Origin of the sequence: Kribbella steppae (genome assembly GCF_004342025.1) — a bacterium.
In the GTDB taxonomy this organism is placed as follows: domain Bacteria; phylum Actinomycetota; class Actinomycetes; order Propionibacteriales; family Kribbellaceae; genus Kribbella; species Kribbella steppae.
The window spans coordinates 274,317-298,992 of record NZ_SLWN01000010.1 but is presented as its reverse complement, the minus strand read 5'-3'; the positions used below and the strand labels follow the sequence as shown (position 1 = coordinate 298,992).

The 24,676-nt window shown below is 68.8% G+C and carries 21 protein-coding genes, 1 pseudogene and 1 riboswitch; of the genes and pseudogenes, 10 read left to right on the top strand and 12 right to left on the bottom strand.

Annotated features, from left to right (window positions below):
* Positions 1-17: 17 nt before the first annotated feature.
* The 4 genes from EV652_RS28865 to EV652_RS28850 all read left to right on the top strand — a co-directional run bounded on the left by EV652_RS28865 (position 18) and on the right by EV652_RS28850 (position 6,268).
* The gene (locus EV652_RS28865; RefSeq protein ID WP_132212402.1) at positions 18-2,186 is read left to right on the top strand and encodes an MMPL family transporter; all 2,169 of its coding nucleotides are present in this window, start codon (positions 18-20) and stop codon (positions 2,184-2,186) included.
* Between the two features lie 204 nt (positions 2,187-2,390).
* Positions 2,391-3,167: an SDR family oxidoreductase gene (locus EV652_RS28860; protein ID WP_132212486.1), complete on the top strand. Its 777-nt coding sequence runs from the start codon at positions 2,391-2,393 to the stop codon at positions 3,165-3,167.
* 10 nt (positions 3,168-3,177) lie between these two features.
* Entirely contained in the window at positions 3,178-5,850 is a 2,673-nt protein-coding gene (locus tag EV652_RS28855; protein ID WP_242002073.1) for an ATP-binding protein, read from the top strand.
* Between the two features lie 127 nt (positions 5,851-5,977).
* Entirely contained in the window at positions 5,978-6,268 is a 291-nt protein-coding gene (locus tag EV652_RS28850) for a hypothetical protein (RefSeq protein WP_132212401.1), read from the top strand.
* Here the strand turns inward: EV652_RS28850 and EV652_RS28845 are convergent.
* Together EV652_RS28845 and EV652_RS28840 are read right to left on the bottom strand one after the other, a co-directional pair.
* Positions 6,247-7,176: a DUF3800 domain-containing protein gene (locus tag EV652_RS28845; RefSeq protein ID WP_132212400.1), complete on the bottom strand. Its 930-nt coding sequence runs from the start codon at positions 7,174-7,176 to the stop codon at positions 6,247-6,249. The two genes, EV652_RS28850 and EV652_RS28845, sit on opposite strands and share 22 nt — an antisense overlap.
* Before the next feature lie 157 nt (positions 7,177-7,333).
* Complete coding sequence (locus EV652_RS28840; protein WP_132212399.1) at positions 7,334-8,182, bottom strand: SAM-dependent methyltransferase; 849 nt, start codon at positions 8,180-8,182, stop codon at positions 7,334-7,336.
* Positions 8,183-8,424: 242 nt separating this feature from the next.
* Between EV652_RS28840 and EV652_RS28835 the strand changes: the two genes are divergently transcribed.
* Together EV652_RS28835 and EV652_RS28830 are read left to right on the top strand one after the other, a co-directional pair.
* The gene (locus EV652_RS28835; protein WP_132212398.1) at positions 8,425-9,843 is read left to right on the top strand and encodes a polysaccharide lyase 6 family protein; all 1,419 of its coding nucleotides are present in this window, start codon (positions 8,425-8,427) and stop codon (positions 9,841-9,843) included.
* A gap of 58 nt (positions 9,844-9,901) precedes the next feature.
* The gene (locus tag EV652_RS28830) at positions 9,902-10,450 is read left to right on the top strand and encodes a dihydrofolate reductase family protein (RefSeq protein WP_132212397.1); all 549 of its coding nucleotides are present in this window, start codon (positions 9,902-9,904) and stop codon (positions 10,448-10,450) included.
* Here EV652_RS28830 and EV652_RS28825 read toward each other — a convergent pair.
* Positions 10,447-10,743, bottom strand: a complete 297-nt coding sequence (locus EV652_RS28825; RefSeq protein WP_132212396.1) for a YciI family protein — start codon at positions 10,741-10,743, stop codon at positions 10,447-10,449. The two genes, EV652_RS28830 and EV652_RS28825, sit on opposite strands and share 4 nt — an antisense overlap.
* Positions 10,744-10,803: 60 nt before the next feature.
* Here EV652_RS28825 and EV652_RS28820 point away from each other — a divergent pair, with 60 nt between their 5' ends.
* Positions 10,804-11,331 (top strand): GNAT family N-acetyltransferase, encoded by a 528-nt coding sequence (locus EV652_RS28820; protein WP_132212395.1) that lies wholly within the window; start codon positions 10,804-10,806, stop codon positions 11,329-11,331.
* 3 nt (positions 11,332-11,334) lie between these two features.
* Here the strand turns inward: EV652_RS28820 and EV652_RS28815 are convergent, their stop codons facing one another.
* A complete protein-coding gene (locus EV652_RS28815) occupies positions 11,335-12,102 on the bottom strand; it encodes a class I SAM-dependent methyltransferase (RefSeq protein WP_132212394.1) in 768 nt (255 codons plus the stop codon).
* A gap of 15 nt (positions 12,103-12,117) precedes the next feature.
* Positions 12,118-13,065 (bottom strand): SDR family oxidoreductase, encoded by a 948-nt coding sequence (locus tag EV652_RS28810; protein ID WP_242002072.1) that lies wholly within the window; start codon positions 13,063-13,065, stop codon positions 12,118-12,120.
* An 84-nt stretch (positions 13,066-13,149) separates the two neighbouring features.
* Between EV652_RS28810 and EV652_RS28805 the strand changes: the two genes are divergently transcribed.
* Positions 13,150-13,809 (top strand): TetR/AcrR family transcriptional regulator, encoded by a 660-nt coding sequence (locus EV652_RS28805; RefSeq protein WP_132212393.1) that lies wholly within the window; start codon positions 13,150-13,152, stop codon positions 13,807-13,809.
* A gap of 111 nt (positions 13,810-13,920) precedes the next feature.
* Complete coding sequence (locus tag EV652_RS28800) at positions 13,921-14,781, top strand: HAD family acid phosphatase (RefSeq protein WP_132212392.1); 861 nt, start codon at positions 13,921-13,923, stop codon at positions 14,779-14,781.
* A gap of 17 nt (positions 14,782-14,798) precedes the next feature.
* Here the strand turns inward: EV652_RS28800 and EV652_RS28795 are convergent, their stop codons facing one another.
* From EV652_RS28795 to EV652_RS28770, 6 genes are all read right to left on the bottom strand, one after another.
* Complete coding sequence (locus EV652_RS28795) at positions 14,799-15,275, bottom strand: GNAT family N-acetyltransferase (RefSeq protein ID WP_132212391.1); 477 nt, start codon at positions 15,273-15,275, stop codon at positions 14,799-14,801.
* Entirely contained in the window at positions 15,272-15,631 is a 360-nt protein-coding gene (locus tag EV652_RS28790; RefSeq protein WP_132212390.1) for a DoxX family protein, read from the bottom strand. Before EV652_RS28790 ends, EV652_RS28795 begins: the two co-directional genes overlap by 4 nt.
* A 1-nt stretch (position 15,632) precedes the next feature.
* The gene (gene sigJ / locus EV652_RS28785; protein WP_132212389.1) at positions 15,633-16,493 is read right to left on the bottom strand and encodes an RNA polymerase sigma factor SigJ; all 861 of its coding nucleotides are present in this window, start codon (positions 16,491-16,493) and stop codon (positions 15,633-15,635) included.
* Positions 16,494-16,549: 56 nt separating this feature from the next.
* Entirely contained in the window at positions 16,550-20,155 is a 3,606-nt protein-coding gene (metH, locus tag EV652_RS28780) for a methionine synthase (protein WP_132212388.1), read from the bottom strand.
* 20 nt (positions 20,156-20,175) lie between these two features.
* Positions 20,176-20,254: riboswitch (S-adenosyl-L-homocysteine riboswitch) on the bottom strand.
* 70 nt (positions 20,255-20,324) lie between these two features.
* Positions 20,325-20,858 (bottom strand): TetR/AcrR family transcriptional regulator, encoded by a 534-nt coding sequence (locus EV652_RS28775; RefSeq protein WP_132212387.1) that lies wholly within the window; start codon positions 20,856-20,858, stop codon positions 20,325-20,327.
* Positions 20,855-22,285 (bottom strand): MFS transporter, encoded by a 1,431-nt coding sequence (locus tag EV652_RS28770; RefSeq protein WP_132212386.1) that lies wholly within the window; start codon positions 22,283-22,285, stop codon positions 20,855-20,857. Before EV652_RS28770 ends, EV652_RS28775 begins: the two co-directional genes overlap by 4 nt.
* A 131-nt stretch (positions 22,286-22,416) precedes the next feature.
* Here EV652_RS28770 and EV652_RS46225 point away from each other — a divergent pair.
* Positions 22,417-23,037 (top strand): annotated as a pseudogene (locus EV652_RS46225) (NAD-dependent epimerase/dehydratase family protein); the annotation flags it as partial.
* A gap of 152 nt (positions 23,038-23,189) precedes the next feature.
* Here EV652_RS46225 and EV652_RS28760 read toward each other — a convergent pair.
* On the bottom strand, positions 23,190-24,488 hold the full coding sequence (locus EV652_RS28760; RefSeq protein ID WP_132212384.1) for an MFS transporter: 1,299 nt from the start codon (positions 24,486-24,488) through the stop codon (positions 23,190-23,192).
* Positions 24,489-24,676 lie beyond the last annotated feature (188 nt).

Below are 24,676 nucleotides of genomic sequence, written 5' to 3'. Positions count from 1 at the left end.
TCGTCCTCAGGAGCATCATGCCGCAGCTACTGGCCCGGATCGGCCGCTTCAGCGCTCGCCACCGGCTGGTCGTGATCGCGATCTGGCTCGCCGCCTTCGCGATCCTCACCGGCGTCGTCGCCTCGTCGTCCGCATCCGACAGCGCCTCGACCACCTCGATCCCCAGCACGAGTGCGTCGAAGGCGCTCGACATCGTCCACCAGAAGTTCCCCGGCACGCAGTCGAGTGCGAAGACGCTCACGCTGGTACTCCAGACCCGCGGCACCGCGAAGGTGACCGACCCGGCTGTGAAGCCGGAGATCGTCCGGATCCTCACTCAGGCAGCGACGATCCCGCAGGTGAACGCGGTCAGCAACCCCTTCGATCCGCAGCAGCCTTCCGTCTCCACGGATGGCACGACCGTGATGTCGACACTGTCGTTCGAGGGCGTGACCGAGGCCAACCAGGAGCAGGTGTACGACGACGTCCTGGACCTGGCCGCACAGGCCCGGACGAACTTGACCGCTGAGGTCGGCGGTGAGCTCTACGCCCCCGAGGTGGCCGCCATGGGCGCCGGTGAGCTCCTCGGTGTCGCGGTCGCGTTTCTCGTGCTGCTGTTGACTTTCGGCTCACTGGCCGCGGCCGGCGCCAACATGCTCGTCGCGTTCGCCGGAGTCGGTGTCGGCACTCTGGGAGTGCTTGCCTACGGCACCATCAATCCGTTGCAGGACACCACGTTGACGCTGGCCACCATGCTCGGCCTGGCCGTCGGCATCGACTACAGCCTGTTCATCCTGACCCGGTTCCGGGCCGAGCTCCGGGAAGGCCGCAGCGTCGAGGACGCCGTCGCCCGTTCGGTCGGGACCGCGGGTACGGCGGTGGTGTTCGCCGGGCTGACGGTGATCATCGCGCTGGCCGGTCTGAGTGTGGTCGGCATCAGCGTGCTGCGCGACATGGGGCTGGCCGGGGCGTTCGGCGTACTGATGGCTGTGCTGATGGCACTCACTCTGCTGCCGGTGCTGCTGCGGACTCTGGGTCGGCGTGCGCTGCCGCGACGAGACCGGGTGCAGGCTGCTGCCGGCGGACATCGGCCGTCGGTGCTGAACCGGTGGGCGTCGTTCGTCGTACGACGGCCCGTGCTGTCCCTCCTGGGCGCGATCGTTGTCGTCGGCGTCGTCGCCGTACCCATGCTGGACATGAAGACGGCCTCGAACATCCCGGGTGGCAACGACCCGGTGTCGACCCAGCGGCACGCGTACGACCTGGTGGTGGAGAAGTTCGGCGGCGTGCAGAGCCCGCTGGTCGTGCTGGTTCAGGGCGATGACGTGTCCGGCAAGCTGCCCGCGGTCGAGAACCGGCTCCGTGGCCTCGAAGACGTGCAAGTGGTCGTGACGAGTGCTGTCACACCGCAGAACGACGCGGCGCTCGTCACGGTCGTCCCGCGCGGCGGCCCGATCGACGACTCGACCAAGGACCTCGTCACCACCATCCGCGACCAGGCGGGCACGATCAGCGGGGTCGACCTGCAGGTCACCGGTGAGACCGCGATCGGGATCGACAGCGACGCGATGTTGCACAAGGCACTGATCGAGTACGTGATCCTGATCGTCGGGATGTCGTTGCTGCTGCTGATCCTGATGTTCCGGTCACTGCTGATCCCGCTGGCCGCGACACTGGGTTACCTGCTGTCCGTCGGAGCGTCGTTCGGCGCGAGTGTGGCGGTGTTCCAGTGGGGCTGGTTCGACTCGATCATCCCCGCACCGCAGGGCGATCCGATGCTGAGCACACTGCCGATCATCCTGGTCGGCGTCCTGTTCGGGCTGGCGATGGACTACCAGGTCTTCCTGGTCTCGCGGATCCAGGAGATGCACAGCCGCGGTGCCTCCCCGAAGGAGGCCGTGATCAGCGGCTTCTCCAAGTCCGCCCCGGTCCTCGTCGCGGCCGCCGCCATCATGGCGTTCGTCTTCGCCGGCTTCGCCTCCTCCCCCATGGCCGTCGCCGCCTCCATCGCCCTCGGCCTGGTCGTCGGAGTCATCGTCGACGCCTTCCTGGTCCGCATGATCATCATGCCCGCGGCCCTCTCCCTCCTGGGTCCCGCCGCCTGGTGGCTCCCCACCTGGCTGAACCGCCTCCTCCCCCACCTCGACACCGAGGGCCACACCCTGGAGACCCCGCTCGACGAGAACAAGGAGCTAGTCCTCACCTGACCTCCACGCCGACCAACGGCGGAGACAGGAACCGGGGGCCCAGGACAGGTCATTTCCTGTCCTGGGCCCCCAGAAGGTGTCCCAGGCAGCTGCGGCGGGTGGTGACGCCGGACACAGCGGTCACACTCGTCGATCGGGGCTCGTCAGAAGGGTGAGGACCCAGGAGGTGGGTCCGACTGACGAGTGGAGGCTGTTGTGGGCACGATGCTGGTGACTGGTGGGACCGGGACGCTGGGGCGGCAGGTTGTGCCGTTGGTGCAGGCGGCGGGGTGGAGGGTGCGGGTGCTGAGTCGGCACGCGCAGGACCGGGGCGACGGGGTCGAGTACGTCGCGGCGGACCTGCTGCAGGGTGACGGGATCGACGCTGCGGTGGAGGGTGTCGAGGTGGTGGTGCACCTGGCGGGTGGGCCGAAGGGCGACGACATCGGGACGCGGAACCTCGTCCAGGCGGCGGAGCGGGCTGGAGTGAAGCACCTGGTGCACATCTCGGTGACTGCGGTGGACCAGTTGCCTCTCACGTACTTCAAGTCGAAGCTCGGCGCAGAGCAGGCCGTACGGGAGTCGTCGGTGCCGTGGACGGTGCTGCGGGCGGCGCAGTTCCATGACTTCGCCTTGAAGTCCGTGCAGGCGATGGCGAAGCTGCCCGTGCTGCCTGTTCCTGGCGGTCTGCGGTTCCAGCCGGTGGATGCCCGGGACGTGGCCGACCGGCTGGTCGAACTCGCGTTGGGCGAACCGGCCGGGCTCGTGCCTGATCTGGTCGGGCCGAAGGTCTACACCCTCGGAGAGCTCGCCCGCGACTACCTGAAGGCGACCGGCAAGCGGCGGCTGTCACTTCCGGTCCGGGTTCCGGGCAAGGCCGGCAAGGTGTATCGGGCCGGGGGCAACTTAACGCTCAGCGGCGCCACCGTCGGAACGCGGACCTGGGAGGACTTCCTGGCCGCGCAAACACACGGGGCTTCCGCCAAACCGCTCGGGGAGTGATGCTTGGCCCATGGCGATGGTGGGGCGCCGGGGGGAACTGCAGGCGCTGCGCGCGTGGGTGGACGAGGCTCGTGCGGGACACGGGCGGCTGGTGCTGTGCACCGGCGAGGCCGGGATAGGTAAGACCCGCCTGGCGCAGGAAGTCGCCGGCCTGGCCCTCGCGCAAGGTGCCGCCGTCGCGTGGGGCCGATGCGTCGAGACCGAAGGCGCCCCCGCCTACTGGCCGTGGCGGCAGGTCCTGCGCTCCCTCGACCTGGACGCGGACCACGTACTCACCGGCGACGATCGTTTCAAGCTCTTCGAGCAAGTGACGGACGAGGTACGACGGGTAGCCGGCGACCGTGGCCTCGTCATCGTCCTCGACGACATCCACCGCGGTGACGAACCGTCCTTGCTGGTACTGCGACACCTGGCCGACCAACTCACCAGCCTGCCGGTGCTGATCCTCGCCACCGCCCGCGACACCACCGGACTCGGCGAACTCTCCGCAGTCGAGCGCCTGGACCTGCACACCCTCGCCGCGACCGAGGTCGCCGAACAGTTGTCAGCAGCAACTGCGGATTCCGGGCTGGCGGCAACGGTCTACGAGATCACCGGCGGCAACCCGCTGTTCGTCCGGGAACTCGCCCGCGCGATCGCTGACGGCGCCTGGCGTCCGAATCAGCCACCGCCACGCTCGGTGCGGGAGATCGTCGGCACTCGACTCGACCGAGCCTCGGACGACTGCCGCCGGCTGGTCCAGGCGGCGGCGATCGTCGGTCGCGACTTCCGCCTCCGAACAGTTGCTGCGACGCTGCAACGACCCGTCGACGACTGCCTGCCACTGGTGGACGAGGCAACAAAACTGGGCTTCATCGAGAACTTCCGGTTCGTCCACGCCCTCACCCGCGACGCCGTCGAGGCATCCCTGTCGACCACCGAGCGGACCATGCTCCATCGGGCCGTCGCAGCAGCACTGGAAGACGATCCCGAGGAGGAGCTGGCCACGATCGCCAGTCACCATGCGGTCCTCGCGCAGTACGGCGACGGCACGACCGCTCGGCAGTGGATGGTCCGCGCGGCCGATGACGCCGTACGACGCCTGGCTTATGAGGAAGGTGTTCGGCTCTATCGGCAGGCGCTGACGACGCGACCTCTCGACCCGCACGAGTCATGCGAGATCTTGATTGCTCTGGGCAAAGCGGCGTACCTGGCGGGTGATCTGCAGGGATGTTGTGCTGCGGCGGTCGAGGCGACCGCGGCGGCGCAGAGTCCGGAGCAGGCTGCCGAGGCCGCGCTGGTGCTCGAAGCCGTCCCCGACCCGACCATCAACGCGACCGCCAAGCGACTCTGCGAGGAGGCACTTGCCCAGGACATCGATCCCGCACTCCGCGCCCGACTGCTTGCCCTGCGCAGCCATCTCGCCTTCTACGACGGCGAACAATCGCGACTCGACGAGCTGAGCGCGGAGGCTCTCGACCTGGCTCGGGCCTCGAAGGACGACCGAGCTCTGGCTGACGCCCTGCGCGCTCGGCAGGAGGCGTGCCCGGGTCCGGACGGCCGCGCCGAGCGGCTGGAGTTGGCGACCGAGATGCTCCAGCTCGCCAAGCGGACCAGCAACCCGCGGGCGGAGATGTGGGGCGAGATCTGGCGGCTCGACGCGCTGGTCGAAAGCGGCCGCCTCGCCGCCGCAGCTGAGGAACTCCCCCGCCTCCGCGTCGCCGTCGACCGCCTCGGCGGCCCGGTCGCCGCCTGGCATCACGACCGCATCGCCGCCTGTATCGCGCAAGCCCGCGGCCTGTACGCCGAAGCAGCGATACTCGGCCGGCGCGGCTTCGACCGGATGCGCCCGGTCGAACGGGCGCCGGCCACCGGTGCGTACTTCGCCCTGCAGATCGCCTTGGCCGGACATGTCGCAGTCACCGACGAGATGCGGCAGTTCGCCCAGCAGCCGTTCGAACCACCACCACGGTTCGTCACGCTGTCCCTGCTGTCCCGTGCGCATCTGTTGCTCTGCACGAACTCGCCCGAGCAGGCGGCGGCGTCGTACCAGCGGGCCGGGCCGATCGACACGTGGTCGTTGCCTGCGTTCTTCGTGCTGCCGGCGTACGTGTACGCGACCCTGGCCTGCTGCGGCCTCGGCCGGTACGACGACCTCGCCGTCCTGCTGAACAGGCTGCAGCCGTACCGCGGGGAACATGCCGTGGGCAACGGTGTCGCGTACATGGGACCTGCCGAACTGGCGATCGGTCGAGCCGCGGCGACACTCGGGCGATTGGATGCCGCAGTCGACGATCTCACCACGGCGGTCGCCCTGGCCGAGACCGCCGGAGCCGCCGGGTTCGTTGCCGAGGCGCAGTATCACCTCGCCTGGACGCTGTTCACCCGCGACCGGGCCGGTGACCGCGACCGGGCCCGGCCGCTCGCGATCGAGGCGGCGCGCTTGGTCGACGCGCTCGGCATGTCCGCCTACACGGAACGGGCTGCCGTTCTCGTCGCGCGGTTGAACGGCGACGAGACGCACGGGCTGAGCGCCCGCGAACTGGAGGTCGCCGGACTGGTGACCGAGGGGCTGACGAACCGGCAGATCGCCGCGCGGCTGGTGATTTCGGAGCGGACCGCGCAGAACCACGTCCAGCACATCCTCACCAAGCTCGGCTTCACCACCCGCAGCCAGATCGCCGCCTGGTCCAGCCGCCGCTGAGTCCCGCCGTCGAGTCCCCGCGGCTGAGGACCCCGCCGATGAGTACCCCGAATGAGTGATCTGGCGGATTCGGGGCGGCGCCGCGATCCCTAGCGTGACGAGTATCAGCACTCACCCAGGAGGAATCATGCAGTGGATCGCAGTCGCCACCCCGCCGTTCGCGGCGATCGAGCAGTTCGACCGGGTACTGGACCAGCTCGGCGAGGACAAGGTCGACGGCCTGGAGGCCCGCTACGTCGGCACCACCGCCGACGGGCTCCGAGTGGTCACCCTCTGGGAGACCAAGGAGCACGCCGACCGCTTCTTCGCCAACCAGCTCGGCCCGGCCCTCGCCAAGGTCCTCGGCCCCGAACCGGCCGGCCGCCCCGAGATCCTCGGTATCGACGTGGCCCGCAGCTACACCCGCCAGCCGGTCTGATCCAGCGTGGTGGGCGGGCGGATCCCGCCCACCAGGTAGGGCTGGAGCAGTCGGCTGGGCTGCGCGTGCAAGCGACGGGCAATGCCGGCCAGCAGGTCGGCCACCTGCACGCGCGGGTCGCGACGAGAGTCGACCTGAGTCACGGTCAGCAGCGGCGGTGGGGAAGGAAACGCAGCCCCGGCCAGGTACGTGCGCAGCCGGTCGATGCGGTGCCGGGTCAGCGCACTCTGCTCATCGTGCACCACCGCGACCGACCGACGACCGGCACTCCAGAACAGCGCGGTCTCCGCCAGTGCGGGCACCATCGGCTCGAGCGGAGGCGGGATCGCCGGATCGTCGTCGATCAACCGCAGCAGCACGTCTTCCACACGCGTACGCGTCAGCTCCTGCAGCGCCGGTACGCCGGCCGGCATCGTCTCGAAGAACCGGTCGATCAGCGCATGATCGATCAGCCGCAGCCGCTTCGTCCGCGTCATCGTAATGAACGCGTCCAGGAACTCGGTCCGGCCGGCCGCCTGGTAGATGGCGATCGCGCTCTCGTGGTGATCGCCCTCCAGGCTGGTGCCCGCGCCGTACGACGGCTCGGCCACGAGCAACTCGATCACCCGGCGGGCGACGTACCAGGTCTTGTCGATGACGTGCACGTGCGCACGCCCACGCAGGGCGGTCAGGAACCACTCGAGCTCGGACCGATGCTCGGGCCGGAGCAGCAGGTTGGATTTGTACTCGGTGGATCGGCGACGACGGGACGACCGCAGTACGGCGACCACCTCGGCGGCCTCCGGGAGGGTGAGATCCACGCCGGCATGGGTGATCACGGGCGACTCGGGATCCAGGAGGTTGCTCCCTGAGAATCCCGACTCGTCACAGGCGATCTCGACCCACGCCTGCGATTGCAGGGTGTGCATAAGTGATGAACTCCAAGGCTGAAAGCTGCGCGCTGAAGGGCCCGTCGGTGACGGGCGTGATCCGGCGAGGTGTCGCGGGATCAGTGAGCGGCAGCGGCCTTCGGAGACATGCACCCCATGATCGGCCATCGAGGGCCGGATCGACCAACGATTTGCGTCAGGGCTTGCGCGCGACCGCGACCAGGAGCAGCAGGGCGGTGCCGCCCGGCCCCGGCTTCTGCTCCCGGCCCGGCCACCAGGTGGCGAGGTCGACCAGGCCCGGCTCGACCAGGTCGACACCGGTGAGGATCCCGCCGATCTCGTCCGCGGTGCGGAAACGGATGTCCGGGAAGGCGTCCTTCAGTTTGGTCTCGAGCGAGCTGGAGAGGTCGGCCAGCCGGCTGCCGTCACGCGGATTCAGCGGGTGGGTGATGGCCAGCCACGATCCGGACGGTACGGCGTCCAGGTAGTCCGCGACGATCCGTCGTACCTGATCGGTGTCGGTGATGAGGTGCAGCACCAGCCCGAGGATGATCCCGACCGGCCGGTCCAGGTCGAGCGCACCGGACACGACCGGGTGCCGGAGGACGGCCACCGGGTCGGTCAGGTCGGCATCGGCGAAGTAGGCGTGCTCGTCGTCGGCGAGCAGCGCCTGACCGTGGGAGATCGCGGTCAGGTCGTTGTCGACGTACACGACCCGCGCCGCCGGATCCGACCGCAGGGCGACCTCGTGGGTGTTCTCCGCGGTCGGTAGGCCGGAGCCGAGGTCGAGGAACTGGTCGATCCCGCCGTCGCGGATCATCAGGCCGACCGCCTCGGCCAGCCAGCGCCGGTTCGCACACGCCAGCCGCGGTGCCTCGGGGGCGATCCGCACCAGCGCCTGGTACAGCCGGCGGTCCGCCTCGAAGTTGTTCTTGCCGCCGAGGAACAGGTCGTAGAGCCGGGCCTCGGACGGGCGGTTGACGTCGTTCCTGGCGGCGTCTGCGGCCCGGTGGTACGACGTGGACCGACGCGCGTCGTCCGGCATCGCCCGGGTCCACCTCCGTCGCCGCCCGAAAGTCCGAAAATCCGAAAAGCCCGATTGTCCGAAGGCTACCGGCACCGCGTCTGGTCGGCGCATCCGGGCTGTGTCGCGGAACCAGGTGGCTGCTTGGTCCCACCCGGCGGGAGATCCGGACGAGTTCGTCGGCAAGCGCTTGCCAGACTCGTCGGCGAGCCACAGACTGGGCGCCACATCCGGACCACCGCCCCGATCCCGGAGGAGAACCCATGCATCGCCGTACCTTCCTGACCACCGTCGGCGCCGGTCTCGCCACCACCGCGTTCGTCGTCCCGCCCGCCCGCGCACACGCCCGAGCCGTCCGGGCGGGAACCCTCGACGAGCTCCGGAAGGCGATCACCGCGGCCCGGCCGGGTGACGAGATCGTGCTCGCCAACGGGACGTACGACGTGCCGGACGGCCAGACGATCGCGATCCAGGGCAAGCGCGGGACCGCGGACGCGCCGATCACCGTGCGGGCCGAGTCGATCGGCGGCGTGACGTTGACCGGGAGCAGCGGGTTCGTGTTCGGCGACTCGTCGTACGTCACGGTGAGCGGGTTCAAGCTCCGGCAGCGGTCGACGTTCGAGGTGCCGACCACCTGTCATCACGTCCGCGTCAGCCGGAACGACTTCCAGTTGGCCGATATCGAGGGCATGCACTGGCTGATGATCCGCGGCGACTACTCGACCGTGGAGCGGAACCACTTCCACGGCAAGTCGACCCTCGGCGTCTTCCTCGGGGTCGAAGGGCCAGGTTCGGACGGGATGGCGCGCGGGGTGCGGATCACCCGGAACTACTTCTCCGACCACACCTTCGCCGGCGACAACGGCGGTGAACCGATCCGGCTCGGGCTGAGCGGCCGGTCGCTCAGCGACGCGGGCGCGGTGGTCGAGTACAACCTGTTCGAGCGTGTCGACGGCGATCCGGAGGCCATCTCGGTCAAGTCGTCCGGTAACACCATCCGGTACAACACGATCCGCGACAGCCTCGGCGGGATCGTGCTCCGGCACGGCAACCGGACCCGGGTCGAAGGCAACTTCATCCTTGCCGGGAGCAACGGAATACGGATCTACGGCAACGATCACCTGATCGTCAACAACTACGTCGAGCAGGTCGGCGGCTCGGGCGTCGTCCTGGGCAGCGGCAACGTCCAGGACCACAAGCCGGAGGACTCACCGGAGAGCCGCCGCGGCAACGACGCACCGGACCGGGTGACGATCGCCCTCAACACGATCCTGTCCTGCGGTACGGCGATCAGCGGCGAGTCCCAGCGGACACTGCCACCGCGCGATTGCACGATTGCCGACAATCTTCTTGTCGGCGACTCGGGCAAGCAACTGGTGTCGATGCCGTACCTGGAGGGCATCAGCTGGTCCGGCAACATCTGCTGGGGTGCGGCCGCCGATGGCAACATCCCGGGCGGCTTCAGCCGGAAGGACCCGAAGCTTGCCACTGGTTCCGACGGCATCCGCCGTCTCAGCTCCACCAGCCCGGCGATCAACGCCGCCAGCAAGACATACTCGAACGTGACGCGCGACCTCGACGGTCACCCGCGCACGGGCCGGGCCGACGTCGGCGCGGACGAGTACAGCCCGGCCGCTCCGCTCAACCGGCCGCTCACCCCCGGGGACGTCGGGCCGCGATGAGTTTTCGCCGGCTCGCTCGTCTCAACAGAGGTAAGGACGAGCGAGCCGGAGGTTTCTGATGGCGAAGGTGCTGTACTCGGTGACGATGTCGGTGGACGGTTTCATCACCGGGCCGGATGGCGACATGCAATGGATGCGGCCGTACCTCGGGCCGAATCCGGAGGTCGAGGAGCTGATCCCGCGGATCGGGTCGCTGCTGATCGGACGGCGGTCGCACGACGGGGACGACCCACACAAGGGCCAGGCCGGCGAAGGCGAAGCGTTCGGCGGCGGATGGGACGGGCCGATGTTCGTGGTCACGCACCGCCCGCCGGCCAGTCCCGAGCCCGGTGTCACGTACGTCGACGAGTTCGCGAAGGCGCTCGCGATGGCGAAGGACGCGGCCGGCGACAAGTACGTCAACGTGATCGGCGCGAACATCGCCAAGCAGTGCATCGAGGCCGGCGAACTCGACGAGGTACTGCTCTGCTTCGCGCCGGTGCTCCTCGGCGACGGCACTCGCCTCTTCGACCACCCAGGCGGACACACCCTCGCACTGAACCGCCTGAGCCTGACCGAGCACCCCCTCGCCTCCAACCTCTGGTTCGCAGTGGACAAGGACGGCTAGAAGTCGACCGCGGTCGAGTGCATGACGGCGCGGATCTCCACCGAGCGCCCGGGAGCGCGGGTGTCGGGAAGGAGGTGGGCGAGCTCGACCGCGCGGACCGGAGAGTCCACGTCGATCAGGTAGTAGGCGTCGATCGGGGCCGCGCGGGCTCGGTCGGGAACGGTGATCGCCAGCTGTGGATCGGCCAGCAGCTCGCCACCGACCAACTCGCCGGCCTCGCGGGCGGTGTGTTCGAACTCGTCGCGGCACAGGTCCGCGCCGGTGTCGCCATGCAGGATCAGTAGGAACTTCATCGGCCCACTCCTCTCACTGATACGACGGAGTCGAAGCCGCGTTCTTGACATGATGGCGGGATGTTCCTACAGACCGAGCGGTTGGGCTTGCGGCGCTTCACGACCGCGGATGCCCAGGCCTTCGCGGCGTACCGGTCGGAGCCGGAGGTTGCCCGCTACCAGTCGTGGGATGCGCCGGTGAGCCTGGCGGACGCGCTCGAGTTGGTGGAGGACTTCGGGCAGGGCGATCCGGCCGTGCCCGGCTGGTTCCAGTACGCGATCGACCTGGACGGCGTACTGATCGGGGACCTCGGGCTCAACCTGCACGACAACCTCATGCAGGCGGAGCTCGGCTTCACGCTGTCGCCGGCGTACCAGGGAAACGGGTACGCGACCGAGGCCGTTCGCGGACTGCTCGACCACCTCTTCATCGAGCGGGACCTGCACCGGGTGTCGGCCGAATGCGACGCCCGCAACACCGCGTCGGCACGGCTGCTCGAACGCGTCGGCTTCCGGCAGGAGGGGTTGCGGCTGTCCAACTCGTGGTTCAAGGGCGAGTGGACCGACGACCTGCTCTTCGGCCTCCTCCGCAACGACTACCTCAGCTGACCCTCAGCTGACCGCCTTCGCCGCCCACGCCCGGGCGGTGAGCCGGATCGAACCGTCCGCCTCGATCGGCAATCGCGAGCGCACCGCCTCCCGCACTACTTCCTGATCCGGCACGGCCAAGCTGCGCAGGTAGGCCGGCGCAACCCCCTGCCCGCCCAGGAACGGCCGCCAATAGTCGTCGAACGAGGTGAACTCCGTCGGTACGACGATCTCGCGCGTAGTGACCGTGGTGAACCCGGCCTCGGTGAACAGCTCTTCAAGTCCCTCCGCCGTACAGAACGCGAAGCGGATCCCCTCGTCGTGCTCACGGTCCTGCGGCCGCACCTCGGCCACCGCGTCGAAGAAGTGCCGCATCAGCTGCATGCCGCCGGCGTAGTCCCAGACGTAGACCGCGACCATCGAGCCGATCTCCCGCATCCGGCGTAGCGCCTCGACCCGTTCGGGGATGAAGTTGAGCACGAGCCCGGCGACGACCGCGTCGTACGGACCGTCCGGGAGCTCGGCCGCCGACCTGACCTCGAAGCTCGCGCGCTGGTCGTCGACCGTCTGGCGGGCGTACCCGATGAACCCTTCCGACGGGTCCACGCCGAGCACCGAGGCGGGGTCCGCCGTACGCAGGATCGTGCTGGTCAGAGCGCCCGTACCGCAGCCGACATCGAGCCAGCGCCGTCCCGCGGGCTGGTCCAGCCAGCCGATGAACTCCGCCGCGACCGGCCGGCTCCACCGGCCCACGTACGACTCGTAGATGTCGCCACTCGACCACTCGCTCATCCCCGCAGCGTAGGCCTACCTGACGTGGGTCGGGAGGGAGACACCGGTGAGTTCCTCGGCCGCCTTCCAGAGGCGCGCGTTGGCTTCGGGGTCGAGGGAACGCTTCGGGGCGCTGACCAGCTTGGTCGGGCCGACCAGGCCGAAGCGGCCGGACGGTCCGTAGTACGCACCCGGCTTGGCGTCCGGGCTCGTTGCCGCGAACAACAACGGCTCGGTGCCGATCTGCACGTCCTGGGTCGGGAGCGGGTTGAAGCGCATCAGAAGTTCCACGTATCGCGGAGTTTTGTCGCGGCCGAGGCTGGCACCGGCGGTCTGCAGGTTGGTGCGGGTGAAGCCGGGATGCGCGCCGTTGCTGACCAGCGGCCAGCCGCGCTCGGCGGCCAGCTGCGCGAGGTGGTTGCTGAACATCAGGTCGGCGAGCTTCGACTGCCCGTACGCCGCGATCCGGCGGTACCGGCGCTCCCACTGCAGATCGTCGAAATGGATCCGGCCGGAGTTCGCGGCGCCGCTGCTCATCGTGGTGATCCACGGCTCCGGGGCGGCCAGGACCAGCGGCAGCAGCCGCAGGGTGAGCGCGAACGGGCCGAGGAAGTTGGAGCCGAACTGGAGTTCGAACCCGTCCTTGGTGGTCATTCGGGTCGGCGGGACCATCACACCGGCGTTGTTCACGAGCAGGTCGAGGTGCGGCTCGTCCGCGATCAGGCCGTCGGCGAACTCCTGGACCGAGGCGAGGTCGGCGAGGTCGATCCGCCGTACCTCGAGCTGGGCGTGCGGGTGCTCGGCGAGGATCTCGGCGCGGGCCGCCTCGCCCTTCGCGACGGTGCGGACGGCCATTACGACGCGGGCGCCGGCCGCGGCCAGCCGCTTGGTGGCTTCCTTGCCGGTGCCGCTGTTGGCGCCGGTGACGACCGCTAGCTTGCCGGTCTGGTCGGGTACGACGTACATGATCGTGTCTCCACTCATAAAAGACTGGTGGTCTGTTATGGCTTCGACAGTAACAGACCGGCGGTCCGTTAACAACAGACCGCCGGTCTGTAGACTGTGAGGGTGACGACATTCCAGCGGGCCCGGAGCGAGGAGCAGCGGGCGGCCCGGCGGCGGGCGATCCTCGGCACGGCGGCGGCGATGCTGACCGAGATGCCGGTCGCGGACCTGAGCCTGAACGAGCTGAGCCGCCGCGTCGGCCTGGCCAAGTCGAACGTGCTCAAGTACTTCGAGTCCCGCGAGGCCGTCCTGCTCGAGCTGTTCGGCATCGAGTTCGACGCGTGGGTCGAGGATCTACGGACGGCGCTGCGGGACGTCACCGGCAGCCCGTCCCAGCGCGGTGAACAGCTGGTCGACGCAGTGGTGCGGACACTGTCGGCGCGGCCGGTGTTCTGTGACCTGATCAGCGCACAGGCGTCCGTGCTGGAGCGGAACATCTCGGCCGACGTCGCGCTCACCTTCAAACGCGCAGCCCTGCGAGGCTACGAGGGTCTGCTGACCGTGGTCATCGCAGCCCTTCCGCAGATCGGCGTGGACGGCGCGTCCCGCTTCATCGCCAGCGCGAGCATGCTGGCCGGCACGATCTGGACGCACTCGCACCCGACCGCCGCCATCCTGGCCGCATACGAGGCCGACCCCGCACTCGCGGCCATCCGCCAGGAATTCGAACCCGCCCTCCGCGAGGCCCTCACCACCCTCCTGTACGGCGTCCTCCCCCGCTGAGCCCGGGGCTCAGGGCGCAGGTTTCCCCTGGAATTGCGGCTGTGGCAACTCCATTGGAAAGGAATGGAGTTAGTTTGCTTTCGCAAGCTTTCTTCGTGGGAGAGGTAACTCATGAGCATCCGTTCCTGGCGCCGGCCCTCGCGTCGGCTGGTTCTGACCGGCGCCGCATCGGTCGCGATCGCGTCGATCGTCGGCGGGGTCGCGTACTCGGCCGGAGTCGCGGCCCAGCAGCCGGCCATCCAGACGTCGACACCGCGGACCGAACGACAGGTCACGAACATCGACGTCCTGCGCCAGCAGCTGCGCAACTACTACGGCGATCCGCTCGGCACCGGCACGTTCGGCGCGAACAGCAACTACGCCAAGGAGGCGAAGTCGGTCGCCGCCGCGGGCGCCCGCTGGATCTCCACAACGCATCACACCAGGACAGCCACGAAGACCAAGGCGATCCTGCTGGACGTCGACGACACCTCGCTGGCCACCTGGAACTACGAGATCGCCAGCAACTGGGCGTACAACCCGGCGACCAACGCGACGTACGTGCTGGACCAGAAATTCCCCGCCGTGCCGGGGATGGTCGACCTGGTGAAGACGGCCGAGCGGGAAGGGTACGCGGTCTTCTTCCTGACCGGGCGCGGTGCGGCGCAGGAGCAGGCGACGCTGGGCAACCTGACCGCGGACGGCGTCGGCATCGACGCGGGCTTCCCGAAGCCGACCACGCTGCCGAACGGTGAGGACGGCCTGTTCACCAAGCCGGCCGTCGCGGACTACCCGGACTACCTGAAGACGGCGTGCGCCGCCGACCCGAACGGCTCCTGCACGACGATCCACTACAAGTCGGCGACCCGCGCGCACATCGAGTCGCTCGGGTACGACATCGTCGCCAACTTCGGCGACCAGTACAGCGACCTCAAGGGCGGGTACGCCGACCGCACCTTCAAGCTCCCCAACCCCAACTACTACCTGCCGTAACTTCCGAGCGGGCCCCGTCAGACCGGCTTCGTGTAGCGGTGACACGGGACGGGGATGGGGCCCGAGTCGGTGGTAGCCGGGTAGTCGAAGGCGCCGGCGTCGGTCCAGCCGCTGCGCTCGTAGAAGCGGCGAGCCCGGGCGTTGCCGGTGGCGACCGCGAGCCACGCCTCGGCGTGACCGTCGGCCTTCACCTGCCGCTCGGCTTCGGTCAGGAGTACGCCGGCGATACCCGAGCCACGGTGGTCGCGGGAGACGTACACCTGCTCGACTTCATCCCCGACCACCATCACGAATCCCGCGACGTCCTCGCCCACCACCGCGACCGTGGTGTCGGCGACGCGTTCGGCGGCCCGGGTCAAGAACGACTCCTTGGTCCGGATCGCGACCAGCTCTTCCGGCACGTGCCCGAGATGCCCGTCGCCCCACCCGGCGTACCAGATGGCGGCGACGGCCTCGGCGTCGGCGGGCTCGGCAGGGCGGAGCGAAGCTGTCATGCCGTCAGGGTAAGCACCAAGGAGGTGCTCGCCGCGCCCAGGAACACCACGGCAAGCCCGAACTGTGCCGTGTAATCCGCGGCCCTAACGTGGGTATACAAAGCACAGACGAAGAACAGCACCAGCCCGATCGCGGCAGCGGCCACCAGCCACGGCGCTCCGATCAGCAGCCCGGCGAGCAGCCCGGCGGCACCGGCCGTCTTCAGTGTGCCGATCGGGAACGTCAGCCACGATTCCGGGACCTCGGCCTTCGCCATCCCGGGCAGGATCGCCTTCCAGTGCAGCAGCGCCGCGATCCCCGAGAACGCGTTCATGGCCAGGGTCACCACCACGACAACCACGGCGATGGTGGTCATGTCAGTCCACCTCCACATGCGCGAGCTTGTCCGGGTTGGTGATCGCGTAGATGCCTGTCACCTGATCGCCTTCGACATCCAGCACGATCACGGCGAACGCAGTGTCACCCGACAAGAGCAGCGCGGACGGGTCGCCGTTGATGGTTCGGTAGCGGATGCCGAGCGAGTCCAGCGGGCGGCGACGGCGGTCACCGATGATGAGCGGGGCGATCTTGTCCCGGCCCAGCAGCGGATGCAGACCCGCCGCGCGAGCCTTGCCGCCACCGTCGGCCCAGAGCGTCACGTCTGGCGAGAGTACTTCCATCAGGGCGTTCAGATCCCCGCCGACCACGGCGTCGATGAACCGCTGCGTCACCTCCTGCTGCACCTGCCGATCCGCGGGGAACCGAGGACGCCGGGCCGCCACGTGTTCCCGCGCCCGATGCGCCAGCTGCCGTACCGCCGCGGGCGTCCGACCCACGATCTCCGCGATCTCGGTGTGCGCGTACCCGAACACCTCACGGAGCACGAACACCGCCCGCTCCAACGGCGTCAGCGTCTCCAGGACGACGAGCACCGCGAGCGATACCGCCTCGGCCCGTTCGACCGGGTCGGCCGGCGTGACCACCGGCTCCGGCAGCCAAGGCCCGACGTACTCCTCCTTGCGACGATTGATCGTCGTACGCCGGGCCAGCGCCGAGTTCACCGCGATGCGGACGAGGTACGCCCGCGGGTTCTCGACCTCGGTCCGGGTCGACCAGGCCAGCCAGGTCTCCTGCAGGACGTCTTCGGTGTCGGTGACGCTGCCGAGGATGTTGTAGACGATCGAGAACAGCAGTTCCCGATGCCCGACGAACACCTCGGTCGCCGCGCCCGAACTCATGTCATCGTGTGCTTTCACACCTTCTAGGAGTCATCCGGGCGCCGAAGTGTGACATCTCAGGCCGGGTCGTACGCCAGGTTCGGCCGCAGCCAGCGCTCCACCTCGTCGACAGGCATCCCCCGGCGTACGGCGTAGTCCTCGATCTGATCGCGGCCGAGCCGACCGACGCTGAAGTAGCGCGACGCCGGGTTCTGGAAGATCAGACCGCTCACCGCAGCGGCTGGCGTCATCGCGAACGACTCGGTCAGCCCGAGGCCGAGCTTCTCGGCCTCCAGCAGCTCGAACAGCGCCTTCTTCTCGCTGTGGTCCGGGCTCGCCGGGTACCCGAGCGCCGGCCGGATGCCACGGAATCGCTCGGCATGCAGATCCGCCAGCTCCGGCTCCGCGTCCGGCTCGAACCAGGCCCGCCGCGCCTCCAGGTGGATCCACTCGGCGAACGCCTCCGCCAGCCGGTCGGCCAGCGCCTTCACCATGATCGCGCGGTAGTCGTCGTTGCGAGCCTCGTACGACGCGGCCAGCGCCTCGGCACCGTGGATCGCCACCCCGAACCCGCCGAGGTGGTCACCGGCGGGCGCGACGTAGTCCGCCAGGCAGCGGTTGTGCCGCCCGGCCGGCTTCTGGGTCTGCTGCCGCAGCATCGGGAAGGACACGTCCTCACCGTCCAGGATGATGTCGTCACCCTCGCTGTGCGCCGGCCAGAACCCGTAGGCACCCTCGGCGGTGAAGGAGCCGCTGGCAATGATCTCGTCGAGCAGCGTGTTCGCGTCGTCGAAGAGCTCACGCGCCACCGGCTGGTCCAGGATCGCCGGGTACTTGCCCTTCAGCTCCCAGGCCAGGAACAGGAACTGCCAGTCGATCATCTCGCGCAAGGTCTCGATCGACGGCGAGACGTGCCGCAGCCCGGTGAACGCCGGCACGGGGAGTTCGTCGTACGAGACCGGCTCGGCGTTGGCGCGCGCTTCGGTCACCGTGAGGATCGGGGCGCGCTGCTTGTTGGCATGCTGTTCGCGCAGCCGCTCCTGCTCGATGCTGTTGCTCCGGGCAAGTTCCTCGGCGCGCTCGTCGTCGAGCAGGTCCGACACCACCCCGACCACGCGCGACGCGTCCAGCACGTGCACGGTCGTGCTTTCGTACGCCGGTGCGATCCGTACGGCGGTGTGCTGCTTCGACGTGGTCGCACCACCGATCAGCAGCGGGAGCTTGAGCCCGCGGCGCTGCATCTCGGTGGCGACGGCAACCATCTCGTCGAGTGACGGCGTGATCAGGCCGGACAGGCCGACCGCGTCGGCGCCCTCGGCCACGGCGGTGTCCAGGATCCTTGCCGCCGGCACCATCACGCCGAGGTCGATCACCTCGTAGTTGTTGCAGCCGAGCACCACCCCGACGATGTTCTTGCCGATGTCGTGCACATCGCCCTTCACCGTGGCGAGCACGACCTTGCCCTGGCCGCGGACCGACTCGGCGCGACCTTCCAGCCGGGCCTGTTCCTTCTCCGCCTCCATGAACGGCTCCAGGTAGGCGACCGAGCGCTTCATCACCCGGGCGCTCTTCACCACCTGCGGCAGGAACATCTTGCCGGCGCCGAACAGGTCGCCGACCACCTTCATCCCGTCCATCAGCGGGCCTTCGATCACCTCGAGCGGCCGCGGCAGCTTCTGCCGGGCTTCCTCGGTGTCGGCCTCGATGAAGTCGACGATCCCGTGCACCAACGCGTGTGACAGCCGCTCCTCGACCGGGCCCTCGCGCCAGGACAGGTCGACCTCACGCTGGGTCCCCTTGCCCTGCACGGTCTCGGCGAAGCTGACCAGCCGGTCGGTGGCGTCGTCGCGCCGGTCGAAGATCACGTCCTCGACGAGTTCCAGCAGGTCTGCCGGGATGTCCTGGTAGACCGCGAGCTGCCCCGCGTTGACGATTCCCATGTCCAGGCCGACCTGGCCGGCGTGGTACAGGAACGCGGAGTGCATCGCCTCCCGGACCACGTCGTTGCCGCGGAACGAGAACGACAGGTTCGAGATACCGCCGCTGATGTGGACGCCCGGACAGCGGTCCTTGATCAGAGGCAAAGCCTCGATGAAGGCCTTGGCGTAGCCGTTGTGCTCGCTCATACCAGTGGCCACCGCGAGGACGTTCGGGTCGAAGATGATGTCCTCGGCCGGGAAGCCGATCTTCTGCGTGAGCAGGTCGTACGCCCGGCCGCAGATCGCCACCTTGCGCTCGACGGTGTCGGCCTGGCCCTGCTCGTCGAAGGCCATCACCACCACGCCGGCGCCGTAGTCGCGGATCCGCCGGGCCTGGGTGAGGAACTGCTCCTCGCCCTCTTTCAGGCTGATCGAGTTGACCACGCCCTTGCCCTGCACGCATTTCAGTCCGGCCTCGAGGACGGACCACCTCGAGCTGTCGATCATGATCGGGATCCGGGCCACCTCGGGCTCGGTCGCGATCAGGTTCAGGAACGTGGTCATCGCCTGCTCGCTGTCGAGCAGGTCGGCGTCCATGTTCACGTCGAGCAGGTTGGCGCCGCCGCGGACCTGCTCCAGCGCCACGTCCACCGCGGCCTGATGGTTGTCTGACTCGATCAGCCGGCGGAAGCGCGCCGAGCCGGTCACGTTGGTTCGCTCGCCGATCATCACGAACCCGGTGTCCGGCCCGATCTTGAACGGCTCCAGCCCGGAGAACCGGGTGGTGTCGTTCGGCGGTACGACGGTCCGCGGCTCCATACCGGCCACGCTGTGCGCGATCTGCTCGATGTGGGCGGGCGTCGTACCGCAGCAGCCGCCGACGATGTTGACGAGACCGGACTCGGCGAACTCCTGCAGCATCCCGGCCGTCTCGTCCGGCGTCTCGTCGTACCCGCCGAAGGCGTTCGGGAGGCCGGCGTTCGGGTGCGAGGCGACGTACGTGTCGGCGAACCGGGCCAGGTCGACCACGTGTGGGCGCATCTCGGCGGCGCCGAGCGAGCAGTTGACGCCGACGATCAGCGGCTTGGCGTGCTCGACCGAACTCCAGAACGCCTCGACCGTCTGGCCCGACAGCGTCCGGCCGCTCAGGTCGACGATCGTCACCGAGATCCACAGCGGCAGGTGCGGTGCGACCTCACGGGCCGCCATGATCGCGGCCTTCACGTTCAGGGTGTCGAAGATGGTCTCGATCAGCAGCAGGTCCACGCCGCCCTCGGCCAGCGCCGCGATCTGCTCGGCGTACGCGGCCCGCACCTGCTCGAAGGTCACCGCCCGGTAGGACGGGTCCTCCACCCGCGGCGACAGCGAGAGCGTCACGTTCAGCGGTCCGATCGAACCGGCCACGAAGCGGTTGCCGAACTCGTCCGCGGCCTGCCGGGCCAGCCGGGCACCCGCGACGTTCATCTCGCGGACGTGGTCCTGCAGACCGTAGTCGGCCTGGCCGATGCTCGTCGCGGTGAACGTGTTCGTGGTGGTGATGTCGGCACCGGCCGCGAGGTACTTCCGGTGCACGTCGAGGATGACGTCCGGCCGGGTCAGGTTGAGCAGATCCGGGTCACCGGTGACGTCGTGCGAGTGCTCGACGAAGCGGTCACCTTGAAAGTCGGCCGTGCTCAGCTTCGCGGACTGGAGCATCGTGCCCCACGCGCCGTCCAGCACCGCGATCCGCTGATCCAGCAGCTCCCGTAGAGCGATTTCACTCATCTGCCGTCACCTCCAGAAAATCTCCGGAGGCGCCCTTGCAAATAGACCCCGGGTCGAGCGTGGCGGACCTGAGTGTCCGTTGCAGCGCCTCTCGACCCGGCCCCGCCATGTTAGCGGCGTCACACCTGGATTACAGGGTCAATGCCCACTTAGTGAGACCGCTGTTCAGTCAGTGGATAAGCGCCTGGAGGCCGGGAGCGTACTGATCGGCGATGGCCTCGGGGTCAGCGGTCGCGGTCGGGCCGGTCTTGTCGAGCGACATCGTGGCGCCCAGGCCGAGCAACTGGGCGGTGATGAGCTCGGCCCGCAGGTCCGCGTCGGCTCCGGTCAGGCGGGCGGCGAACGCCCGCGTCACCTGGTCGCGGAAGTGCTCGCGGATCAGCGCGCGTTCGTCACCGCTGCCGGCCGAGAAGATCACTCGGACGAGCAGGTCGAGACCGTTCTCGCGGCGGTAGTTCACCAGGGTCAGGATGGCGTGCCGGCCGAGGTCCTCGTCGGCCGCGTCGAGCAGCTTCTCCGCGGCCTCACTGAAGTCCGCGACCTGGTCGAACAAGGATTCCTTGCTGCCGAAGTGCTTGACGATCAGGGCCGCGCTCACGTTCGCGTCGGCGGCGATCCCGCGCAGGGTGACGGCGTTGTACGGCTGGAGCGCGAACGCCCGCCGCGCCGCCCGGAGGATCGCGATTCTTCCGACGTCGGTCACGTCCTACCCACCGTGCTTTCCAGGTGGACCGGCGTCTGCCGCCGTACCGGGATCAACAGGACGAGCCCGGCCGCGACCACGGCTGCCGCGCCCGCGATCACGAAGACGATCAGGTACGCCGACAGCGCGGGCGCCACCTGGCCGGACCTGGTGAGCGTCACGTTGGTCAGCACGGTCACCACGATCGTGCTGCAGATCGCCGCCCCGAGTGTGCGCATCAAGGTGTTGAGGCTGTTCGCCGCGGCCGTTTCGGTCACGGGCACAGCATGCATGATCAGGGCCGGAAGTGCCGAGTAGGCGATCGCGGTCCCGGCCGAGACCACGGTCGCACCGGCCACGATCCCGGCGACATTGCCGCTGGTGAACAGCCGGACGACGTACCCGGCGGCCATCAGGACCGACGCGATCACCAGGGTGAACCGCGGACCACGGGCGGCCGAGATCCGCGCGGACACCGGCGACAGCAGCACCATCGCGAGACCGCCGGGCAGCAGGCACAGACCGCTGACGACGATCGACTCACCGAGTCCGTAGCCGGTCCACGTCGGCTCCTGCACGAGTTGCGCGGTCGCCAGCGAGTTGGCGTAGAACGAGAATCCGATCAGCAGCGCGGCCAGGTTGGTGAACAGTACGGCGGGACGCGCGGACACTCGCAGATCGACGAGCGGACTGGTCGTCCTGAGCTCGAACAGTCCCCACAACGGCACGATCGCCGCGGCTGCGACGTACAGGCCGATGGTCGCCGTCGTACTCCACGTGCTGCCCTTCGAGACGGCCAGCAACAGGCAGACGAGGAACGCACTCAGGCCCAGCGCACCCAGGATGTCGAACCGGCCTCTCGTCCGCACCGCCGACTCCGGCACGATCAGCAGGACCAGGGCGAGGTCGAGCACGCCGATGCCGGCGCAGATCCAGAACATCGTGTGCCAGTTCGAGTACTCCACCACCAGCGTCGCCGCCGGGATGCCGAACGCCGCACCGACGCCCAGGGTCGAGCTCATCATCGCGATCGACGGCAGCACCCGGCGCGGCTCGAGTTCGTCGCGCAGGATGCTGATCCCGAGCGGTACGACGGCGACCGCGGCCCCCTGGAAGGCGCGGCCAACGATCAGCACCGCCAGCTCCGAACTGCTTGCGCAAAGCAACGAACCGATCACCATCGAACCGAGCGCGATCAACAGCACCCGGCGCTTGCCGTACATGTCGCCGGCCCGGCCGAGCAACGGCGTGAACACCGCGCCGGTCAGCAGCGTGACCGTGATCAGCCAGCTGACGTCGGCGGGCCCGCGATGGGTGATCCGCGGCAGCTCGGGCAGCAGCGGTACGACGATCGTCTGGCTGATCGAGACGAGGACGCCGCAGGAGGCGAGCGCGGTCAGGATGAGGCGTGGACGGGCTGGGCGGACGGTCGAGGTGCGGGCGCTCACGCGGTGTCCTCACGGAGGTGAACAGCTGTTTACTTTCACTTCAGAATAGACGCACCGCCGCGAATGGCCCACCGAATTCACCGTGAACTGGACCACCATCCAGATGACGGCGATCGCCTAGGTTGCCAAGCATGAGGATCTTTCTCGCCGGCGCGACCGGCGCGATCGGACGCCGGCTGGTACCGCTCCTGCTGGCCGCCCACCACGACGTCACAGCCCTGACCAGACGCGACCCGTCATCCCTGCGCAGGCAGGGCGTGACCGCTGTCGTCGGAGACGTGTACGACGCCGCGTCGTTGCCCGAGGTGGTCGCGGCGGCCCGGCCGGACGTGGTCATCCACCAACTGACCGACCTGGGATCGCGCGACTTCGCGGCGAACGGGCGGATCCGGCGAGTGGGCACCCGCAACCTCGTCGACGCCGCACTGGCTGCGGGAGCGCGACGGGTGATCTCACAGAGCATCTCGTGGGCGTACGAAGGCGGCGACGATCCGGCCATCGAGTCGACCCCACTGGACCTCGCCGCACCGGACGAGGGACGCCGCGGAATGGTCGAGGCAGTCGCGGAACTCGAGAACATCACCGCCGAGGCTTCCGAGTGGGTGGTGCTGCGTTACGGCATGCTGTACGGCCCCGGCACCTGGTACACCAAGGGCGGCCTGATGGCCGACCTCGCCGCCGACCTCCCGACCGGCTCCGAGATCACCAGCTTCCTCCACGTCGAGGACGCCGCGATCGCCGCCGTACAGGCCCTCAACTGGCCAACCGGCCCGGTCAACATCGTCGACAACGACCCAGCCCCGGCCTCGGCCTGGTCCCCGGCGTTCGCCGAATCCGTCGGCGTACCTGCTCCACCGACTGTCGCGACCAGTCGCCCTGCTTGGGCCCGAGGCGCCTCCAACGCCTACGCCCGCACCCACCTAGCGTGGACGCCCACCCACCCGATTGGCGCACCGGCTTCTCGGACCAGCAGTAGAGCGCAGGCGATGCCGCCAAGGGTCACGGTCGCGAGACCTGAGGCGCCGAGCGTTGCTCTTGGACCTAGCGCTGTGGTCAACGGGCCGCCGAGAGCCGTGCCGAGGGGCGCCGCGGTGAGAAGAACTGCGCTGCGGGCGGCGAGGACTGCGGCCAGGTGTTGGGGTGGGGACTTCGCCTGGACGAGGGTCACGGAGAGCGGGACGAACGGACCATAGATTGCGCCGCCAACCATGAAGCAGACGACGGTGACCACGATCGGAACGTCGAAACCGAACGGCAGCAGCAGAAGGCCCCAGAGGACGACGATGGCGATGGTCACCGGCCAGAGGGGTAGCTGGCGCAGGGCGCCGATCGTGAGACCGCCGAGGACCGCACCGATGCCGAACAGCATCCAGTAGAGGCCGAGCAGCGTGCCCGGTGCGTCCAGGTCGTTGGTCACGTGGAGCGGCAGCGCGACCTCGACCGGGCCGTAGAGGAAGTTGAAGAACCAGGTGAGCGCCAACAGCCCGAGCAACTCAGGATGCGAACGCAGGAACGCGAACCCACCGCGGGCCGCCGGCTCGTCGACGACGTCGACAGTGTCGACGACGTCGACGGTGTCGACGCGTCGTGACGCAGGCAGTCGGGTCGTCACGACGATCACCGCGAGGAACACATAGGTCAGCGCATCCAGGCCGATCACCAGCGCAGAGCTGACGTACGTCACCAGCACACCGGCGATGGCAGGCCCGGCAATGGTGGCTGAGAAGTTGAGCGTGCTGACGAGAGTGTTCGCCGCCAGCCGCTGCTCCTCGGGCAGCAACTCGGCCATCAGCGTGTACATCCCCGCGCTGCCCCACGCGTGCAGCAACGACGACACTGCGAGCAATACGACGTACAGCGGCAGCGTCAGCGCCCCGGCGAACCAGGCAAGCGGTACGGCGCCCAGGAACACCCCGCGCACAATGTTGTCGGCCAGCAGGATGCGCCTGGGCGGAAGGTGACGCAGACGGCGACCGAACACCAACGCGCCGACGACGCCCGGCAAGGTGTACGCCGCCACCGCGGCGCCGACCCACAGACCTGCCGTCGCCTTGGGCGCCAGCTCGATGGCGAGCCAGGCCACCGCGACGAAGCTCATCCCGTCGCCGAGGTACGACACCGCGAAGCCGAGGATCAACCGCCGGAGCACCCGGTTGGCCAGCACCGGCCGATAGGCGGCGGGGACGAGGCGGTGGATCACCATGAGCTCACGCTAAGCGCGGCCTACGCCCCCGGGCTTCTCAATTCCTGACCGTTCCGCACACCACAAGATCGGACCCGGCTCCCCGGAGGGGACAAGGCGCCGAGCCCGATCGTCTGTGCCGACCGGACCCGGCACCTCGCAGGGGAACAAGGCGCCGGACCCGATCTTGTTCGATCAGACCCGGGCTC

Bases quoted from the DNA above. Each gene is read 5' to 3' on its own strand.
- EV652_RS28860 (WP_132212486.1), top strand. From the start codon at position 2,391: ATGCTGGTGACTGGTGGGACCGGGACGCTGGGGCGGCAGGTTGTGCCG.
- EV652_RS28825 (WP_132212396.1), bottom strand. From the start codon at position 10,743: ATGAAGTTCCTACTGATCCTGCATGGCGACACCGGCGCGGACCTGTGC.
- EV652_RS28845 (WP_132212400.1), bottom strand. From the start codon at position 7,176: ATGCACACCCTGCAATCGCAGGCGTGGGTCGAGATCGCCTGTGACGAG.
- EV652_RS28795 (WP_132212391.1), bottom strand. From the start codon at position 15,275: ATGACAGCTTCGCTCCGCCCTGCCGAGCCCGCCGACGCCGAGGCCGTC.
- EV652_RS28820 (WP_132212395.1), top strand. From the start codon at position 10,804: ATGTTCCTACAGACCGAGCGGTTGGGCTTGCGGCGCTTCACGACCGCG.
- metH (WP_132212388.1), bottom strand. From the start codon at position 20,155: ATGAGTGAAATCGCTCTACGGGAGCTGCTGGATCAGCGGATCGCGGTG.
- EV652_RS28840 (WP_132212399.1), bottom strand. From the start codon at position 8,182: ATGCCGGACGACGCGCGTCGGTCCACGTCGTACCACCGGGCCGCAGAC.
- EV652_RS28790 (WP_132212390.1), bottom strand. From the start codon at position 15,631: ATGACCACCATCGCCGTGGTTGTCGTGGTGGTGACCCTGGCCATGAAC.
- EV652_RS28800 (WP_132212392.1), top strand. From the start codon at position 13,921: ATGAGCATCCGTTCCTGGCGCCGGCCCTCGCGTCGGCTGGTTCTGACC.
- EV652_RS28835 (WP_132212398.1), top strand. From the start codon at position 8,425: ATGCATCGCCGTACCTTCCTGACCACCGTCGGCGCCGGTCTCGCCACC.
- EV652_RS28815 (WP_132212394.1), bottom strand. From the start codon at position 12,102: ATGAGCGAGTGGTCGAGTGGCGACATCTACGAGTCGTACGTGGGCCGG.
- sigJ (WP_132212389.1), bottom strand. From the start codon at position 16,493: ATGAGTTCGGGCGCGGCGACCGAGGTGTTCGTCGGGCATCGGGAACTG.
- EV652_RS28865 (WP_132212402.1), top strand. From the start codon at position 18: ATGCCGCAGCTACTGGCCCGGATCGGCCGCTTCAGCGCTCGCCACCGG.
- EV652_RS28830 (WP_132212397.1), top strand. From the start codon at position 9,902: ATGGCGAAGGTGCTGTACTCGGTGACGATGTCGGTGGACGGTTTCATC.
- EV652_RS28850 (WP_132212401.1), top strand. From the start codon at position 5,978: ATGCAGTGGATCGCAGTCGCCACCCCGCCGTTCGCGGCGATCGAGCAG.
- EV652_RS28810 (WP_242002072.1), bottom strand. From the start codon at position 13,065: ATGAGTGGAGACACGATCATGTACGTCGTACCCGACCAGACCGGCAAG.
- EV652_RS28855 (WP_242002073.1), top strand. From the start codon at position 3,178: ATGGCGATGGTGGGGCGCCGGGGGGAACTGCAGGCGCTGCGCGCGTGG.
- EV652_RS28760 (WP_132212384.1), bottom strand. From the start codon at position 24,488: ATGGTGATCCACCGCCTCGTCCCCGCCGCCTATCGGCCGGTGCTGGCC.